This is a genomic window from Streptomyces sp. NPDC055815, assembly GCF_053616475.1.
Map to the genome: position 1 here is coordinate 17,840 of NZ_JBSHDU010000025.1, position 15,750 is coordinate 33,589.

Sequence of the window (15,750 nt, forward strand, 5' to 3'; positions counted from 1 at the left end):
GCCGCGCCGCCGGGGGACGGCACGGCTCCGGGGCCCGCGCCGTCAGAAGGCGAGGGCCGCCACCGAGGCCGTGCGGGCGTGCTGCTCACAGGCGTTGCCGTACGTCTCCGACCAGGAGACCCGCCGCCCCTGCCAGACGCCGTCGCCGGTGATCGTCACCGGCGCCCACTCGCGCGTGCAGGGCCGGTCGCCCGACCGGACCGTCAGGGCGCCCAGGTCGCCGCCGGACGCGGCCAGTTCGGCGCACGCGGACGCGGGGCTGGGGTGCGTGCCGCCGGGGGTGGGGGCGCAGCTCAGGGTGACGGCGCGGACGATCCGGGCCGTCTCGGGGCTGTCCCCCTGCCCGAGAGTGAGGACGAGCGCCGACGGCGGGTAGAGACCTTCGGGGGCGGCCTCGGCGGTGCCGATGAGGGCCGTGCCGATGAGGGCGAGGCCGGCGGCGGTGGCGAGCGCGGTGGCGCCGAGGGTACGAATGTGACGCACGGGGGTGTCCCTTCGCGTGGTTTCAGGAGTGCGAGCCGATCGACTGCGGAGGGGAGTCTCGTCGACGCGCAGAGTGATCGCACATCTGTCCGCACTTTCCGGCCGTCGCCACGCAGCGGACCCGACCGATTGGTCGTTCGGGAAGCTGAGAGGGGGTGCGGGCCGTCTCCCGACGGCCCTCCGGAGGCTGCCACCGGAGGGTCGTACAAGCTTGCACAACGCTTCCACCTGCGGCGATCCAAGACATGTTCGAGAGTGAACCACCTGAAAAGGAGCTTGATCGTCCGGAACTCTGCCGTCAGGCCCGGGGTCCGGCCGCGTCGCCGAGCGCCCCGAGGACGGGGCTGATGAGGGGGTGGTCCTCCGCTCCGCGCCGGACGGCGGCGAAGACCCGGCGGGTCGGGGCGACGCCCTCGATCGGGCGGACCTCCACGCCCGTGAGCTCCATCCCGCGCAGGGCCGAACGCGGCACGAGCGCCACGCCGGCGGACGCCGCCGCGAGGGCGACGACGGCGCGGAAGTCGTCGGACGAGTGCTCCGGGTTCAGGGTGAACCCGGCGTACTCGCAGGCCAGGACGGTCACGTCATGGCAGGGGTTCCCCTCGGACTGGCCGATCCAGGTGTCCTTGGCGAGGTCGGCGAGCGCGACCCGTTCGTCGCCGGCGAGGCGGTGGCCGGGCGGCAGGACCGCGTCGAACGGCTCGGCGTACAGCGGGACGCGGGTGAGCCGGGCGTCGTCCTCGCCCGGCGCGCCCCGGTACTCGACCGCGACGGCCACGTCGACCTGCCGGTCCAGGACCATGAGCAGGCTCTCGTCGCCCTCCGCGTCGCGGACCCGGACCCGGATGCCGGGCGCGGTGCGGGCGAGCGCCGTGATGGCGGGGGCCACGACGAGCCCGATGCCGGTGGCGAACGCGGCGACCGTGACCGTACCGGCGTCTCCGGAGCCGTAGGCGGCGAGCTCGGCCTCGGCGCGCTCCAGCTGGGCCAGCACGGCGTTGGCGTGGCTCAGCAGGATCTCGCCGGCCGGGGTGAGGCGCGCGCCGCGCGCGCTGCGGTCCACGAGCCGGTGGCCGGTCTCCTGCTCCAGGGCGGCGAGCTGCTGGGAGACGGCGGAGGGGGTGAGATAGAGCGCGGCGGCCGCCGCCGTGACCGTGCGGTGGTCGGCCACCGCACGGAGGATGTGCAACCGCCGCGCTTCGATCATTCCCCTAGTGTCTCAGCCTGCGGACACTAGCCGCGCAGGGCTGCGCGGGCGTCGACGAAGGCGTCGACGGCCCGGTTCACGTCCTCCGTCGAGTGGGCGGCGGAGAGCTGGACGCGGATCCGGGCCTGGCCCTGGGGCACGACCGGGTACGAGAAGCCGATCACGTACACGCCGCGCTCCAGGAGCAGCTCGGCCATCCGGCCGGCCTCGGCGGCGTCGCCGATCATGACGGGGGCGATGGCGTGGTCGCCGGGGAGGATGTCGAAGCCCTCCTCGGTCATGCGGGAGCGGAACAGCGCCGTGTTGGCGTTGAGGCGCTCGCGCAGGTCGCCGGCGGACTCCAGGAGGTCGAGGACCTTGAGGGAGGCGGCGGCGATGACCGGGGCGAGGGTGTTCGAGAAGAGGTACGGGCGGGAGCGCTGGCGCAGCAGGGCGACGATCTCGGCGCGGGCCGCGACGTAACCGCCGGAGGCGCCGCCGAGGGCCTTGCCGAGGGTGCCGGTGATGATGTCGACGCGGTCCATGACGCCGTGCAGCTCGGGGGTGCCGCGGCCGCCGGGGCCGACGAAGCCGACCGCGTGCGAGTCGTCGACCATGACCATGGCGTCGTAGCGCTCGGCCAGGTCGCAGATCTCGTCGAGCGGGGCGACGTAGCCGTCCATCGAGAAGACGCCGTCGGTGACGATCAGCTTGCGCCGGGCGCCGCCCTCCGTGGCCTCCTTGAGCTGCTGCTCCAGGTCGGCCATGTCGCGGTTGGCGTAGCGGAAGCGGCGGGCCTTGGAGAGGCGGATGCCGTCGATGATCGAGGCGTGGTTGAGGGCGTCGGAGATGACGGCGTCCTCGGGGCCGAGGATCGTCTCGAAGACGCCGCCGTTGGCGTCGAAGCAGGAGGAGTAGAGGATCGTGTCCTCCTGGCCGAGGAAGGAGGAGAGGCGGGCCTCCAGCTCCTTGTGCACCTCCTGCGTGCCGCAGATGAAGCGGACGGAGGCCATGCCGTAGCCCCAGCGGTCCAGCGCCTCGTGGGCGGCGGCGATGATCTCGGGGTTGTCGGCGAGGCCCAGGTAGTTGTTGGCGCAGAAGTTGAGCACCTCGCCGGGGCGGCCGCCGGCGGTGACCTCGACGGTCGCGGACTGGGGGGTGCCGATGACCCGCTCGGGCTTGTGCAGTCCGGCCTGCTCGATCTCTTCGAGGGTGGCGCGGACGGAGTCGCGTACGGAATCGAACATGGGTCAGGCTCCCGTGGTCCAGTCGAGGATGATCTTGCCGCTCTTGCCGGAGGCCGCGTCGTCGAAGGCGGCCTCGAAGTCGGTGTAGTCGTAGCGGCCGGTGATGACCGGGGAGAGGTCGAGGCCGCCCTCCAGGAGCACCGACATCGCGTACCAGGTCTCGAACATCTCGCGGCCGTAGATGCCCTTGATCGTGATCATGGAGGTGACGATCTTCGCCCAGTCGACGGCGAAGTCCTCGCTGGGCAGGCCCAGCATGGCGATCTTTCCGCCGTGGGTCATGTTGGCGATCATGTCGCGCATCGCGTGCGGGTTGCCGGACATCTCCAGGCCGACGTCGAAGCCCTCCTTGAGCCCGAGGGTGCGCTGGCCGTCGGCGATGGTCTGCTCGGCGACGTTGAGGGCGAGCGAGACGCCGGTCTTGCGCGCCAGGGCCAGGCGCTCCTCGCTGACGTCGGTGATGACGACGTTGCGGGCGCCGGCGTGCTTGGCGACGGCGGCGGCCATGATGCCGATCGGGCCGGCGCCGGTGACGAGGACGTCCTCGCCGACGAGCGGGAAGGACAGGGCCGTGTGCACGGCGTTGCCGAACGGGTCGAAGATCGCGGCGACGTCGAGGTCGACGGGGACGCGGTGGACCCACACGTTGGAGGCGGGCAGCGCGACGTACTCGGCGAAGGCGCCGTCGCGGCCGACGCCGAGGCCGATGGTGGAGCGGCAGAGGTGGCGGCGGCCGGCCAGGCAGTTGCGGCACTTGCCGCAGACGAGGTGGCCCTCGCCGCTGACCAGGTCGCCGACGTTGATGTCGGCGACGTCACGGCCGACGGAGACGACCTCGCCGACGAACTCGTGGCCGATCGTCAGCGGCGTCGCGATCGTCTTCTGCGCCCAGCCGTCCCAGGAGCGGATGTGCAGGTCGGTCCCGCAGATGCCGGTCCGCTTGACCTTGATGAGGACGTCTCCGGGACCCGTCTCCGGCTCGGGCACGTCCGTGAGCCAGAGTCCCGGCTCCGCGTTCAGCTTGACCAGCGCCTTCAATGCAACGGCTCCCGACGTGCGTGTCCTGTGATGTGGGGCTGCGGGCACGGCTGAGTGCCCAAGATCCCTGGAAGAGAATCTTCCGTACGCGAGGCTTGCGGTCCATCGAGGATTTCTTAAGCGCGCTCGCAGATCAGCTTCACACCCCAGGCGGGAAGGCGGCGACGTCAACGGGGCCGAACGGAGATACGGCCCCGCGACGTCGGGTCGCCAGGGCCTGCCAGACGTCGCGGCCCAGGCGGGACTCTGCGGACGGGCCCTACCGCCCCAGGGCCGCCATCGCCGCGTTGTGGCCCGGGATGCCGCTCACTCCGCCGCCGCGGACCGCGCCCGCTCCGCACAGGAGGACGTTGGCGTGCGGGGTCTCGACGCCCCAGCGGCCGGTGTTCTCGTCCTCGTACGGGAAGGAGAGGTCGCGGTGGAAGATGTGGCCGCCGGGGAGCCGGAGTTCGCGTTCGAGGTCGAGGGGGGTCTTCGCCTCGATGCAGGGGCGGCCCTCCGCGTCGAGGGCGAGGCAGTCGGCGATCGGCTCGTCCAGGTGGGCGTCCAGCTGGGCGAGCGTCGCCGCGAGGAGCTTCGCGCGCGTGCCCTCGTTGTCGGCGGCGAACAGCCGGGCGGGGGTGTGCAGGCCGAAGAGCGTGAGGGTCTGCTGGCCCGTCGCGGCCAGTTCCGGGCCCAGGATCGTCGGGTCGGTCAGGGAGTGGCAGTAGATCTCGGACGGCGGGGCGGAGGGCAGCCGCCCGGCCGCGGCCTCGGCGTGGGCGGTGGCCAGCTGCCCGTACCCCTCGGCGATGTGGAAGGTGCCGGCGAAGGCCTCGCGCGGGTCGACGGAGCGGTCGCGGAGCCTCGGCAGCCGGGTCAGCAGCATGTTGACCTTGAGCTGCGCGCCCTCCGCGGCGGGCGGGGGCGTCTCGCCGAGCAGGACGGCGAGCTCCTGCGGGGAGGCGTTGACGAGGACCTGCCCGGCCTCGACGGTCCCTTCGCCGTCGGCGGTCCGGTAGGTGATCGCCGCGCGCTGCCCGTCGGTCTCGATCCGAAGGACCTCGTGCCCGGTGACGATGCGCGCCCCGGCCGCGCGGGCGGCTCCGGCGAGGGCGTCGGTGAGCGCGCCCATGCCGCCGACGGGCACGTCCCAGTCACCGGTGCCGCCGCCGATGACGTGGTAGAGGAAGCAGCGGTTCTGGAGGAGCGTGGGGTCGTGCGCGTCGGCGAACGTGCCGATGAGGGCGTCGGTGAGGACCACGCCCCGGACGAGGTCGTCGGCGAACGTCTTCTCGACCGTGACGCCGAGGGGCTCCTCGAAGAGCATGCGCCAGGTCTCGGCGTCGTCCACGCGGGCGCGCAGCTCGCCGCGGCTCGGGAGGGGTTCGGTGAGGGTGGGGAAGATCCGGCGCGCGGCCTCGCCGGTGCGTCCGTAGAAGGCCTGCCAGGCCTCGTACGCCCGGTCGGAGCCCGTGAGCGCCGCGAACGAGGCCCGGGTGCGCTCGGGTCCGCCGCCGACCAGGAGGCCGCCGTCGCCCTTCGGGGTGTACGAGGAGATGGACCGTTTCCGCACGGCGAACCGCAGTCCCAGCTCCCGCACGATCTTCTCCGGGAGGAGCGAGACCAGGTACGAGTACCGGGAGAGCCGGGCGTCGACCCCGGCGAACGGCCGCGTCGACACGGCCGCCCCGCCGGTGGAGCCGAGGCGCTCCAGGACGAGGACGCTGCGCCCGGCACGGGCCAGATAGGCGGCGGCGACGAGCCCGTTGTGCCCGCCTCCGACGACGACGGCGTCGTACGAAGAGGAGGGGTCCGGGGCGTCGGGGAGGGGCTCACGGGCGCTCATGGCTCATGCTCACACGCGCCCGCGTGGCGGGGGAAGACCGCCGCATGCGACATGATCACGGCATGACCGAGATCGTTCTGATGTCTGATCCGAGGGTGGCCGCGATACCCGTGACGGAGTGCGGCGAGCGCCTCGTCGACGTCCGCGGCGTCGGCTCCCTGCTCGTCGACACCCGCAAGCAGGACCCCGCGGACGCCTTCGCGCACCTGCGGGAGGGCGTCGTCGAGCGGCTCCTCAAGGCGCAGGAACTGCTGCCCGACGGCCTGCGGCTGCTGTTCGTCGAGGGGTACCGGCCGCCGTCGCTCCAGCGGGCCTACTTCGAGGAGTACGCCGACAGCCTCCGCGCCCTCCACCCCGAGTGGCCCGAGGAGCGGGTCCGTACGGCGGCGAGCCGGTACGTGTCCCCGCCGGAGATCGCCCCGCACAGCGCCGGCGCGGCCGTCGACCTCACCCTGGCGGACGCCGACGGGCGGGAGCTGGACCTGGGGACCCGGATGAACGCGTCCCCGGAGGAGAGCGGCGGCGCCTGCTACACCCATGCCGGGAACATCGGCGAGGAGGCCCGCGCCCACCGGGAGCTGCTCGGCTCCGTGCTCACCGCGGCGGGCCTGGTGAACTACCCGACGGAGTGGTGGCACTGGTCCTTCGGCGACCGCTACTGGGCCCTGGCGAGCGGCGCGGCGGAGGCCCCGTACGGCCCGAAGGAGCTCACGCCGGCCGGCTGAGCTCCCAAGGGGCCGTCACGCCCCCGGCGGCGAGGCCGCCTTCATGAGGAGTTCGGCCGCTTCGGCGTGCCGGCCGAGGCGCTCCAGGCTCTGGGCCTCGTCGTCGAGGGCGGCGAGGGTGTCGGGGTGCGCGGGACCGAGCAGGCGCGTGCGGGCCGCGGCGATCGCCCGGTGGCACTCCAGCGCCTCCTCCCAGCGGTCGAGCCGGCCGAGGGCCACGGCGGTCTCCCAGCGGCTGAGGAGCGTGTCCGGGTGGTCGGCGCCGAGCACCCGGGCGCGGTCGGCGTGCACGCCCTCGGACTCGGCGAGCGCCTCCGTCCAGCGGCCGAGCCGGCCGAGGTTGACGGCGAGGGCCTGCCGGGCGCGCAGCGTCTCGGGACCGTCGGGGCCCTGGGCGCGGGTGCGGGCGGCGACGAGGTCGCGGCAGACGGCGAGGGCGTCGGCGGCCTGGCCGAGCCGGCCGAGACAGACCCCGGTCTCGTAGCGGGCGGCGAGGGTGTCCGGATGGTCGGGGCCGAGGGCCTCGGCGCGCGCGTCGGCGACCGCCCGGTACTGGACGAGCGCCTCCTGTCCGCGTCCGAGCCGGGTGAGGGTGAACGCGACCTCGTGGCGGGTCAGGAGGGTGTCGGGGTGGGCCTCGCCGAGCAGCCGGGCCCGGGTCTCCGCGACCTCGTGCGCCGTACGGTACGACTCCTCCAGGCGGCCGAGGCGGCCGAGGGTGAACGCCAGGTTGTGGCGGCAGCGCAGGGTGTCGGGGTGGTCGGCGCCGACGGTGCGCTCGCGGGCGGCGAGGACGTCGGCGTACACCTCGTACGCCTCGGGGTGCCGGCCCAGGCGGCCCAGGGCGTAGGCCCGCTCCTGACGTGCCGCCAGGGTGTCGGGGTGGTCGTCGCCGAGCACGCGGGCGCGGGCCTCGGCTACCTCGCCGAAGACGTGCAGGGCGTCGGCGGGGCGGTCGAGCCGGGCGAGGGCGAAGCCGACCTCGTAGCGGCTGGTGAGGGTGTCGGGGTGCTCCTCGCCGAGGGTCCGCGCGCGGTCCCGGGCGACGGACCGGTGCACGGACTCGGCCTCGTCCCAGCGGCCGAGGCGGCCGAGGCCCATCCCGGCCCGGAACCGGCCGGCGAGCACCGCGACCAGCTCCGCCGGGGCCGCGGCGGCCGGTGACGGGGGGCCGTCGGCCGCCGCGGTGGTCCACTCGGTGGTGAGGACGGCCGCGGCGGGATCGTGGGCGGCCGGGCGCGGCCCGGTGAGGGCCGCCGGGCGGTGCCCGCCGGTCATCCCCCGCACCCACGCGGGCGCGGGAGCGCCGGCACCGGCCACGGGCTCGGGCTCGGGCGGGGGTACGGGCAGGGGCACCGTCACCGGCAGCGCGGGCGTCTCGGCGGGCGGCGGGAACGCGGGCGCGCCGAAGCGGCCCGAGACGATCCGGCGGCGCAGGTCACCGGCGTCGGCCGGCCGCTCCTCGGGCACCTTCGCGAGCAGGTCGACGACGATCCGGTCGAAGTAGTCGGGCAGCTCGGCGCGGATCGCGCGCGGCGGGTTGGGCACCGTGTCCCGGTGGCCGATGAGGATGGCCCAGGAGTCGCCGAGGTCGAAGGGCGGAGCACCGGTGGCCAGCTCGTACAGCACGCAGCCCAGCGAGTAGAGGTCGCTGCGGTGGTCGATCTCCCCGCCGCCGCCGATCTGCTCCGGGGACATGTAGTGCGGCGTCCCCATGGCGATGCCGGTCCCGGTGAGCTTGGAGGTGAAGCCCATGTCGGTGCCGAGTCGCGCTATCCCGAAGTCGCAGATCTTCACCGTGCCGTCCCGCAGCCGCATGATGTTCGCGGGCTTGAGGTCGCGGTGCACGATCCCCTGCCGGTGGGTGTAGGCGAGGGCGTCGGCGACCTGGTCGGCGATCTCGACGAGGTCCTCGACGGGCAGCGGCTGCTGGTCGTTGGAGACGAGGAGCTGGCTGAGGTTGCGCCCCTCCAGGAGCTCCATGACGAGGAACAGCACGCCCTCGTACTCGCCGAAGTCGTGCACGACGGTGATGCCCCGGTGCTGGAGCGCCGCCGCCACCCGGGCCTCTCGGCGGAAGCGCTCGCGGACCACGGTGAGGACCTGCGGGTCCTGCTGCGGTCCGAGCGGCTTGAGGCACTTCACGGCGACACCGCGCCCGAGCGACTCGTCGGTGGCGCGCCACACCTCGCCCATGCCCCCGCGACCGATGACCTCGTGCAGGCGGTACCGGCCCTGGATCAGTCTGGAGTCCCCCATCGTGTGCTGCCGCCCCCGTCGATTCCGTACTGCCTCCTCGGCTCCTCCAGTATGGCCGCCGGGTCGGACAGTGAATACGGGGCGGGGTACGCGTACGGGTCGGGGCGTGTCTCCGGGCCGAGCCGGTCCATGGCGCGCAGGATGTGCCGGGGCGGCAGCCGCCAGCGCAGGCCGGCGGGGACGCAGCGCAGGAGGTTGGCGGTCGCGACGAGCCGGCGGGTGACCGTCTCCGGGGGCGGGGCGGGGCGGCCGTAGAGGGCATGGGCGTACGGGGGCAGGGTGTCGTACGCGAGTGCGCTGACGCGCCGCCAGATCACCTCGCGCGCCGGGACGAGGACGGGTTTCACGGGCGGGCGGCGCAGGAAGTCCGCGACCTCCCGGGCGTCCGGTCCGGCGGCGAGGCCGGGGCGCACCGCCTCGAAGTAGGCGGCGAGCTCGGCCGTGGACGCCGGGACGGTCTCCGGGTCGAGGCCGACGAGCCGCGCGGAGGTGCGGTGCTCGTCGACGTACCGGTCGGCCTGGGCGTCGGTGAGCGGGATCCCGGAGCGGCGCGCGACCGAGAGGTACGAGTCGGTCTCGGCGCAGTGGACCCAGAGCAGCAGTTCGGGGTCGTCCACGGCGAGCAGCCGGTGGATCCGCCGGACGCGGGCGCCGGCCGCCTCGGCGGCCTCGCTGGTCCCGTAGCTGAGGGTCCCGACGAAGTTCGCGGTCCGCATCAGCCGGCCCCAGGGGTCCTCACGGAAACTGCTGTTGATCATGACGCCGCGGACGGCGACGGGGTGCAGCGCCTGGAGCCAGAGGGCACGGACTCCGGCGATCCACATCACCGGGTCGCTGTGCAGCTGCCAGGTGACGGAGCGGGGGCCGAAGAGCCCGGGGTCGGCGTCCTGCCTCATGGCGCTCAGGCTACGCCGGAACCGTCCCTTCGGAACCGGTCGTGAGGCGTCGTCCTCGGCGCCGGCGACGGGACCGGGGTCGGCGACGGGACCGGGGTCGGGCCTCGCGCCTACGTCCGCGATGAGGGTCTCGACCCGGGTCAGCCGACGCGGGGGCTCCGGCGTTCGACGAGGACCGTGTCGCGCCAGACGCCGTGATGACGGCCGATGCGCTCGCGCGTGCCGATGACCCGGAAGCCCGCGCGCGCGTGGACGGCGAGACTCGCGGCGTTCTCGGGGAAGATGCCGGACTGGATGGTCCAGATCCCGGCCGCCTCCGTCGACTCGACGAGCGCCTCCAGGAGCGCCGACGCGACGCCCCGGCCCCGGGCGTCGGGGTGGACGTAGACCGAGTGCTCGACGACCCCGGCGTACGCGCACCGGTCGGAGACCCTGGTGGCGGCCACCCAGCCAAGGACCCGCCCGGCCCCGTCGAGCGCGACGAAGCGGTGCTCGGGCAGCCGGGCCGCGTCGAACCGTTCCCAGGTCGGGGCCTCCGTCTCGAAGGTGGCGTTCCCCTCGTCGACGCCGGCCTGGTAGATCGCGACGACCGCGTCGGCGTGCTCGGCGGTGAGCGGCGCCACGACGACGGGGGCGGTCATACGGCGGCCGCCTGGGTGAGCAGCTGCCCCATCGCGGCCAGGACGGCGGGCTCGACGCGGTAGTAGACCCAGGTTCCGCGGCGCTCGGAGGAGAGCAGCCCGGCCTCCTTGAGCTTCTTCAGGTGGTGCGAGACGGTCGGCTGGGAGACGCCGACGTCCGAGATGTCGCAGACACAGGCTTCTCCGCCGGGGTGCGAGGCGACGGAGGAGAAGAGCCGCAGCCGGACCGGGTCGCCGAGCGCCTTGAACATGGCGGCGGTCCGCTCGGCCTCCTCGGCCGTCAGCGGCCGCTCGGCCAGGGGCGGGCAGCAGGGCTCGGCGACCGGCGCGACGACCTCTTTATTCGACATCCATCTATGTTGACACACGCCGAATCAGGTGTCACGGTGAAGACGTCCAAGACATCGATGAACATCGAAGCAAGGGAGCCCGTCGTGCACACCAGCGCCGAGCAGCAGCTGCCCGTCGTGGTCGTCGGAGCCGGTCCCGCCGGTCTCGCGGCCGCCGCGCACCTCGTCGACCGGGGCCTGGAACCACTGGTCCTGGAGGCCGGTGAACAGGCCGCCGCCGCGGTCCGCCAGTGGGCGCACGTGCGGCTCTTCTCCACCTGGGGCGAGATCACGGACGCGGCGGCCGAGAAGCTCCTGGCCCCGACCGGCTGGGTGAAGCCGGACGCGGGCGCGTACCCGACGGGCGGCGACTGGGCCGCCGACTACCTCCAGCCGCTCGCGGAGGTCCTCGGCGAGCGGGTCCGGCTGGGAGCCCGGGTCACCGGCGTCTCCCGCACCGGCCGCGACCGCGTCGTCGACGCCGACCGCGAGACCCGGCCCTTCACCGTCCACGTCGCCCACTCCGACGGCCGCGAGGAGCGGATCCTCGCCCGCGCCGTCATCGACGCCTCCGGTACGTGGTCCGCCCCCGGCCCGGCCGGCGGCGACGGACTGCCGGCCCTCGGCGAGCGGGCGGCCGCCGACCGGATCTCGTACCGCGTACCGGACCTCAGGGACCCGGCGGTCAGGGCCCGTTACGCGGGGAGGCGCACGGCCGTCATCGGCTCCGGCGCCTCCGCGCTCACCGCGCTCGCGTCGCTCGCGGACCTGGCCCGGGAGGAGGAGGGGACGAAGGCGCTGTGGATCCTGCGCCGCGGCATCTCCGCCTCCACCTTCGGCGGCGGCACCGCCGACCAGCTGCCCGCCCGCGGCGCGCTCGGTCTGGCCGCCAGGGCCGCGGTCGCCGAGGGCCACGCCGACGCCGTCACCGGCTTCCGTACGGAGGCGATCGAACGCGACTCGGCCACGGGCACAGGCGCCGACGGGCGGCTGGTGCTCGTCGCCGAGGACGGCCGGCGTCTCGGCCCGGTCGACGAGGTCATCGTCCTGACCGGCTTCCGCCCCGACCTGTCCTTCCTCGACGAGCTCCGTCTCGGCCTGGACGAGCGGCTGCAGGCGCCCGTCGCGCTGGCCCCGCTCATCGACCCCAACCAGCACTCCTGCGGCACGGTCCACCCCCACGGGGTCAAGGAGCTCTCCCACCCGGAGCAGGGCGTCTACCTCGTCGGCATGAAGTCCTACGGCCGCGCCCCGACCTTCCTCGCCCTCACCGGATACGAGCAGGTCCGGTCCGTCGTCGCCGCGATCGCCGGCGACCACGAGTCCGCGGGGCGCGTCGAGCTCGTACTCCCCGAGACCGGGGTCTGCGGCGGCGCCGGCCTCTTCGACCAGCCACAGACCGACGGCACGTCCGACGAGACGGCCGGGGGCGGCTGCTGCGCCCCCTCCCCCACGCTCATCCAGCTCGGCACCACCGCCCCCGCACCCTCCTGCGGAGCCTGACCGACCGCCGTCCCGATGCGGGGCGGCGCCCGGCCGCGCATGCTCGAAGCATGCCCCGCAAGCATGACGACCGGCCTGCCCGGACGGGCGCGGGACGGACGGTGCCGGGATGACGTGGCCGTCCGTCCTCGCCGGAGCCGCCCTGATCCTGTTCATCCTGCGGGACGTCTTCCACACCATCTGGCACCCCACCCGGCACGGCGGGCTGAGCAGGCTGGTGATGCGTGGCGTGTGGCGCCTCTCGGCCCACCACGGGGCGCGCTGGCGGCCCGTCGGTCTGGCGGGACCGGTGGGCATGATGATCGTCGTCGCCGTCTGGGCGCTCGTCATCGCCGTGGGCTGGGCACTCATCTACTGGCCGCACATGCCGGACGACTTCTCGTACGCCACGGGGCTCACCCCCTCCGAGCACGCGGGCCCCGTCGACGCGCTGTACGTCTCGCTCGTCACCCTGGCCACCCTCGGTCTCGGTGACATCGCCCCGGCCTCGGGCTGGCTGCGCATCCTCGCGCCGATCGAGGCCCTGGTGGGCTTCGCCCTGCTCTCGGCGACCGTCGCCTGGGTCCTCGGCATCTACCCGGCCCTCTCCCGCCGCCGGGCGTTCGCCCTGCGCCTGTCCCATCTGGGCCGCAGCGACGGCACGACCGAGGCCCTCGACTCCGCCGGGGGTGCCGCGATCCTGGACGGTGTCGCCTCGGCGCTCTCGACCGTCACCGTCGACTTCCTGCAGTACGCCGAGTCGTACTACTTCTTCGACGGGGACGAGAACATCGCCCTGGCCGGCCGGCTCGACCTCGCCGTCGGCCTGGCGCACAAGGCGCGGCGCGCCCGCCATCCGGACGTCCGGCTCTCGGCCTCGGTCCTGCGCACGGCCCTGGAGGATCTGGCCACCGTGCTCGACGAGCGGTTCCTGCGCACCGGCGGGCCTCCGGAGAAGGTGTTCAGGGCGTACGCGGCGGACCACGGACGCCCCTGGAACGGCGCGGGCGACGAGGAGGGCGACGACGGGGGCGATATCCCCTCGACATGATCACTCCGGCACCACATCCTGAGCCCCATGGAATTCCTCTGCCACCACCGCGACCGGTCCGCGTCCATGCCGCTGCGGCAGGCCCTCCTGGAGGCGCACTGGGCGTACATGGACGGCTTCGCGAAGCAGCTGATCGCGCGCGGGCCGACCTTCGACGCGGCGGGCGAGACGTGCACGGGGAGCGTGCACATCGTGGACCTGCCCGACGCCGCCGCGGCCCGGGCGTTCGCCTTCGACGAGCCCAACTACCAGGCCGGGGTGTACCGGGACGTCCTGCTGCGGCGGTGGCGCAACACGCTGGGCCGGACGATGTGGGAGTTCCCCGGCGGCCGCGAGGGCGGCAACCGGTACCTGGTCCTGGGCCTCGGGGAGGGCGAGCCCGCGGACCTCACCCCGCCGACCGGCTCCTCGTACCAGGACGACCTGATCGCCTACGGGCCCCTGCTGTCGGACGACGGCACCACCTGGGTCGGCACGGCGGCCCTGGTGCGCGCCCCGGACGCGGCGACGGCGGCGGCCGTGCTGCGGACCCCCGGCCGGTATGCCGACATCGAGGTCCACGACTGGGCCTTCGGCGGCCGCCCGACGACGAGCTGACCAGCGCCGACCCGCTCCGTCCAGCACGTGAGACCGGCCGTGGAGGCTGCCCCCGCCGCGGCTAAGGTGCTGCTGCCCGCGGCCGGTACGCGATGCCCGGGCCACCCCTTCCGCTCGATCTCCACGAGGACGACGCCCATGTTTACGGTCAACGAGTACTTCGACGGCACGGTCAAGTCGATCGCGTTCACCCAGGAGGAAGGACCGGCGACCATCGGCGTCATGGCTCCGGGCGAGTACGAGTTCGGCACGGCCGCTCCGGAGGTCATGCACGTGGTCAGCGGCGCCCTGACGGTCCTGCTGCCGGGCGCCGCCGAGTGGGCGACCTTCGCCGCCGGGGACCGCTTCGAGGTCCCCGGCGACAGCTCCTTCCAGCTGAAGGTCGCGGTGGAGACGGCCTACCTCTGCGAGTACCGCTGACATACTGATCCGATGACCAACCCGCCTGCCACCGCGCTGGATTCACTGTCCGGGCTCGCCTTCGGTGACGCCTTCGGCGACCGCTGGTTCGGCATCCTGCGCCGGGAGGGCCCGGAGGCCCTGGAGGCGCGGATCGTCCCTCCCGAGGCGCTGTGGCAGTGGAGCGACGACACCGCGCAGGCGCTCGTGCTCGTGCGGGAACTCGCCGAGGGCGGCGGCACCGTCGACCAGGACCGTCTCGCCGTGCGCCTCGCCGAGGCCTACGCCGAGGACACGCACCGCGGCTACGGAGCGTCGATGCACGACGTGCTCCGCCGGATCGGCGCGGGCGAGCCCTGGCGGGACGTGGTGGCCGGACAGTTCGGCGGCCAGGGGTCCTGGGGCAACGGCGCGGCCATGCGCGTGGCCCCGCTGGGTGCCTGGCTCGCCGACGACCTCGACGCCGTGGCCGAGCAGGCCGCCCGGCAGAGCACGGTCTCGCACCACCACCCCGAGGCGGTGGCCGGGGCGGTCGCGGTGGCCCTCGCCGCGGCTCTCGCGACCCGCAGCAGGGGCGGGCCCGCGCCGGCCCGTCCGGACTTCCTGCGGGCGGTCGCCGCACGGCTCCCCGAGGGCGACGTCCGGTCCGGGGTGCGGATCGCGGCCCGGATGCCGGAGCACACCTCGGTCCGGCACGCGGCCGAAGTCCTCGGATCCGGCTACCGGATGTCCGGGCCCGACACCGTCCCGTACGCCCTGTGGTGCGCGGCGGGCCACCTCGACGACCTGCACGAGGGCCTCTGGACCACCGTCGCCGGGCGCGGCGACATCGACACCACCTGCGCGATCGCAGGCGGCGTCATCGCCGCCCGCACGGGCGTCGCCGCCCTCCCGCCCACCTGGCACACGGCCCGCGAACCACTGCCGCCGGTGGGGGACTAGGGGGCGTCTTGTCGAACAGGCCGGATCAGGGAGCGGCGTCTGGTGCCGTGCATCGCAAGGCGGAGGAGGGAGTCATGGCGGAGCCATGTCGACCGACGACAACGCGGCGAGGCGCGGTGCCAGACGCCGCGAGCCCGGCCTGATCGACAAGACGCCTGTGACCAAGATTCCTACTTGGCACCAGACAACGTTCGTGACCGGCACTGATGCCACGCATCCCGGGCCTTGGTCTCGGCGTTCGCGATGGCGTCGGAGCCGGCGACGAACCGCAGCGGCGGCTTCTCCCGTTCGGCGACGCTCAGCAGAGCGCGGGCCGGCTTGGTGGGGTCGCCCGCCTGTTTGCCGTTCATGGACTGCCATGCGGCCTTGGTTGCGGTGCTGCGCTCGGCACAGTCCTCGACGGACAGCTCCGCCCAGGTGGTGGAGGCGTCGACCAGCAACTCGGTGCGGAAGAAGCCCGGCTCGACGATCGTCGTACGGATGCCGAACGGCTCGACGTCGAAGCACAGGGACTCCATCCAGCCCTCGACCCCGAACTTGGCGGCGGCGTAGGCCACGCAGAACTCCTGGCCTATGAGGCCGGCAATGGACGAGATGGTCATGATGTGGCCGTCGCGCTGCGCGCGCATCACGGGCAGGACGGCGCG

General features: G+C 73.9%; 16 protein-coding genes. 6 read left to right on the forward strand and 10 right to left on the reverse strand.

The window, feature by feature from the left end; translation table 11 throughout:
- Positions 1-42 precede the first annotated feature (42 nt).
- From ACWGN5_RS17810 to ACWGN5_RS17830, 5 genes are all read right to left on the reverse strand, one after another.
- Positions 43-483: a subtilase-type protease inhibitor gene (locus ACWGN5_RS17810; protein ID WP_453516013.1), complete on the reverse strand. Its 441-nt coding sequence runs from the start codon at positions 481-483 to the stop codon at positions 43-45.
- Positions 484-781: 298 nt separating this feature from the next.
- Positions 782-1,690 carry a LysR family transcriptional regulator gene (locus ACWGN5_RS17815; protein ID WP_453516016.1) on the reverse strand — a complete coding sequence of 303 codons (909 nt, stop codon included), beginning with the start codon at positions 1,688-1,690 and terminating at the stop codon, positions 782-784.
- Between the two features lie 26 nt (positions 1,691-1,716).
- Complete coding sequence (locus ACWGN5_RS17820) at positions 1,717-2,916, reverse strand: glycine C-acetyltransferase (RefSeq protein WP_453516018.1); 1,200 nt, start codon at positions 2,914-2,916, stop codon at positions 1,717-1,719.
- Positions 2,917-2,919: 3 nt separating this feature from the next.
- Positions 2,920-3,954 (reverse strand): L-threonine 3-dehydrogenase, encoded by a 1,035-nt coding sequence (gene tdh / locus ACWGN5_RS17825; protein WP_453516020.1) that lies wholly within the window; start codon positions 3,952-3,954, stop codon positions 2,920-2,922.
- Between the two features lie 259 nt (positions 3,955-4,213).
- On the reverse strand, positions 4,214-5,782 hold the full coding sequence (locus ACWGN5_RS17830) for a phytoene desaturase family protein (RefSeq protein ID WP_453516023.1): 1,569 nt from the start codon (positions 5,780-5,782) through the stop codon (positions 4,214-4,216).
- A 62-nt stretch (positions 5,783-5,844) separates the two neighbouring features.
- Between ACWGN5_RS17830 and ACWGN5_RS17835 the strand changes: the two genes are divergently transcribed.
- Positions 5,845-6,507, forward strand: coding sequence for a M15 family metallopeptidase (locus tag ACWGN5_RS17835; protein ID WP_453516025.1), 663 nt, complete (start codon positions 5,845-5,847; stop codon positions 6,505-6,507).
- 15 nt (positions 6,508-6,522) lie between these two features.
- Here ACWGN5_RS17835 and ACWGN5_RS17840 read toward each other — a convergent pair whose 3' ends face one another.
- The 4 genes from ACWGN5_RS17840 to ACWGN5_RS17855 all read right to left on the reverse strand — a co-directional run bounded on the left by ACWGN5_RS17840 (position 6,523) and on the right by ACWGN5_RS17855 (position 10,653).
- The gene (locus ACWGN5_RS17840; protein ID WP_453516027.1) at positions 6,523-8,766 is read right to left on the reverse strand and encodes a tetratricopeptide repeat protein; all 2,244 of its coding nucleotides are present in this window, start codon (positions 8,764-8,766) and stop codon (positions 6,523-6,525) included.
- Positions 8,748-9,662 carry an oxygenase MpaB family protein gene (locus tag ACWGN5_RS17845; protein ID WP_453516030.1) on the reverse strand — a complete coding sequence of 305 codons (915 nt, stop codon included), beginning with the start codon at positions 9,660-9,662 and terminating at the stop codon, positions 8,748-8,750. Before ACWGN5_RS17845 ends, ACWGN5_RS17840 begins: the two co-directional genes overlap by 19 nt.
- A 140-nt stretch (positions 9,663-9,802) precedes the next feature.
- Positions 9,803-10,303 (reverse strand): N-acetyltransferase family protein, encoded by a 501-nt coding sequence (locus tag ACWGN5_RS17850; RefSeq protein WP_453516033.1) that lies wholly within the window; start codon positions 10,301-10,303, stop codon positions 9,803-9,805.
- Complete coding sequence (locus tag ACWGN5_RS17855; protein ID WP_453516036.1) at positions 10,300-10,653, reverse strand: ArsR/SmtB family transcription factor; 354 nt, start codon at positions 10,651-10,653, stop codon at positions 10,300-10,302. Before ACWGN5_RS17855 ends, ACWGN5_RS17850 begins: the two co-directional genes overlap by 4 nt.
- A gap of 57 nt (positions 10,654-10,710) precedes the next feature.
- On the opposite strand from ACWGN5_RS17855, the gene ACWGN5_RS17860 reads away from it, so the two are divergent.
- The 5 genes from ACWGN5_RS17860 to ACWGN5_RS17880 all read left to right on the forward strand — a co-directional run bounded on the left by ACWGN5_RS17860 (position 10,711) and on the right by ACWGN5_RS17880 (position 15,103).
- On the forward strand, positions 10,711-12,135 hold the full coding sequence (locus tag ACWGN5_RS17860) for an NAD(P)-binding domain-containing protein (RefSeq protein ID WP_453516180.1): 1,425 nt from the start codon (positions 10,711-10,713) through the stop codon (positions 12,133-12,135).
- 109 nt (positions 12,136-12,244) lie between these two features.
- Positions 12,245-13,165: a potassium channel family protein gene (locus ACWGN5_RS17865; RefSeq protein WP_453516039.1), complete on the forward strand. Its 921-nt coding sequence runs from the start codon at positions 12,245-12,247 to the stop codon at positions 13,163-13,165.
- Positions 13,166-13,192: 27 nt separating this feature from the next.
- Complete coding sequence (locus tag ACWGN5_RS17870) at positions 13,193-13,762, forward strand: YciI family protein (RefSeq protein ID WP_453516041.1); 570 nt, start codon at positions 13,193-13,195, stop codon at positions 13,760-13,762.
- Between the two features lie 138 nt (positions 13,763-13,900).
- Positions 13,901-14,182: a pyrimidine/purine nucleoside phosphorylase gene (gene ppnP, locus ACWGN5_RS17875; protein WP_453516043.1), complete on the forward strand. Its 282-nt coding sequence runs from the start codon at positions 13,901-13,903 to the stop codon at positions 14,180-14,182.
- 12 nt (positions 14,183-14,194) lie between these two features.
- Complete coding sequence (locus tag ACWGN5_RS17880; RefSeq protein WP_453516045.1) at positions 14,195-15,103, forward strand: ADP-ribosylglycohydrolase family protein; 909 nt, start codon at positions 14,195-14,197, stop codon at positions 15,101-15,103.
- 170 nt (positions 15,104-15,273) lie between these two features.
- Here the strand turns inward: ACWGN5_RS17880 and ACWGN5_RS17885 are convergent, their stop codons facing one another.
- Positions 15,274-15,732 carry an SDR family NAD(P)-dependent oxidoreductase gene (locus ACWGN5_RS17885; protein ID WP_453516048.1) on the reverse strand — a complete coding sequence of 153 codons (459 nt, stop codon included), beginning with the start codon at positions 15,730-15,732 and terminating at the stop codon, positions 15,274-15,276.
- Positions 15,733-15,750: the final 18 nt, after the last annotated feature.

What these genes read in the sequence shown, in the direction of transcription:
- ACWGN5_RS17815 (WP_453516016.1), bottom strand. Translation starts at nt 1,690, where the DNA reads ATGATCGAAGCGCGGCGGTTGCACATCCTCCGTGCGGTGGCCGACCAC.
- ACWGN5_RS17820 (WP_453516018.1), bottom strand. Translation starts at nt 2,916, where the DNA reads ATGTTCGATTCCGTACGCGACTCCGTCCGCGCCACCCTCGAAGAGATC.
- ACWGN5_RS17830 (WP_453516023.1), bottom strand. Translation starts at nt 5,782, where the DNA reads ATGAGCGCCCGTGAGCCCCTCCCCGACGCCCCGGACCCCTCCTCTTCG.
- ACWGN5_RS17835 (WP_453516025.1), top strand. Translation starts at nt 5,845, where the DNA reads ATGACCGAGATCGTTCTGATGTCTGATCCGAGGGTGGCCGCGATACCC.
- ACWGN5_RS17840 (WP_453516027.1), bottom strand. Translation starts at nt 8,766, where the DNA reads ATGGGGGACTCCAGACTGATCCAGGGCCGGTACCGCCTGCACGAGGTC.
- ACWGN5_RS17845 (WP_453516030.1), bottom strand. Translation starts at nt 9,662, where the DNA reads ATGAGGCAGGACGCCGACCCCGGGCTCTTCGGCCCCCGCTCCGTCACC.
- ACWGN5_RS17850 (WP_453516033.1), bottom strand. Translation starts at nt 10,303, where the DNA reads ATGACCGCCCCCGTCGTCGTGGCGCCGCTCACCGCCGAGCACGCCGAC.
- ACWGN5_RS17855 (WP_453516036.1), bottom strand. Translation starts at nt 10,653, where the DNA reads ATGTCGAATAAAGAGGTCGTCGCGCCGGTCGCCGAGCCCTGCTGCCCG.
- ACWGN5_RS17860 (WP_453516180.1), top strand. Translation starts at nt 10,711, where the DNA reads ATGAACATCGAAGCAAGGGAGCCCGTCGTGCACACCAGCGCCGAGCAG.
- ACWGN5_RS17865 (WP_453516039.1), top strand. Translation starts at nt 12,245, where the DNA reads ATGACGTGGCCGTCCGTCCTCGCCGGAGCCGCCCTGATCCTGTTCATC.
- ACWGN5_RS17870 (WP_453516041.1), top strand. Translation starts at nt 13,193, where the DNA reads ATGGAATTCCTCTGCCACCACCGCGACCGGTCCGCGTCCATGCCGCTG.
- ppnP (WP_453516043.1), top strand. Translation starts at nt 13,901, where the DNA reads ATGTTTACGGTCAACGAGTACTTCGACGGCACGGTCAAGTCGATCGCG.
- ACWGN5_RS17880 (WP_453516045.1), top strand. Translation starts at nt 14,195, where the DNA reads ATGACCAACCCGCCTGCCACCGCGCTGGATTCACTGTCCGGGCTCGCC.
- ACWGN5_RS17885 (WP_453516048.1), bottom strand. Translation starts at nt 15,732, where the DNA reads ATGCGCGCGCAGCGCGACGGCCACATCATGACCATCTCGTCCATTGCC.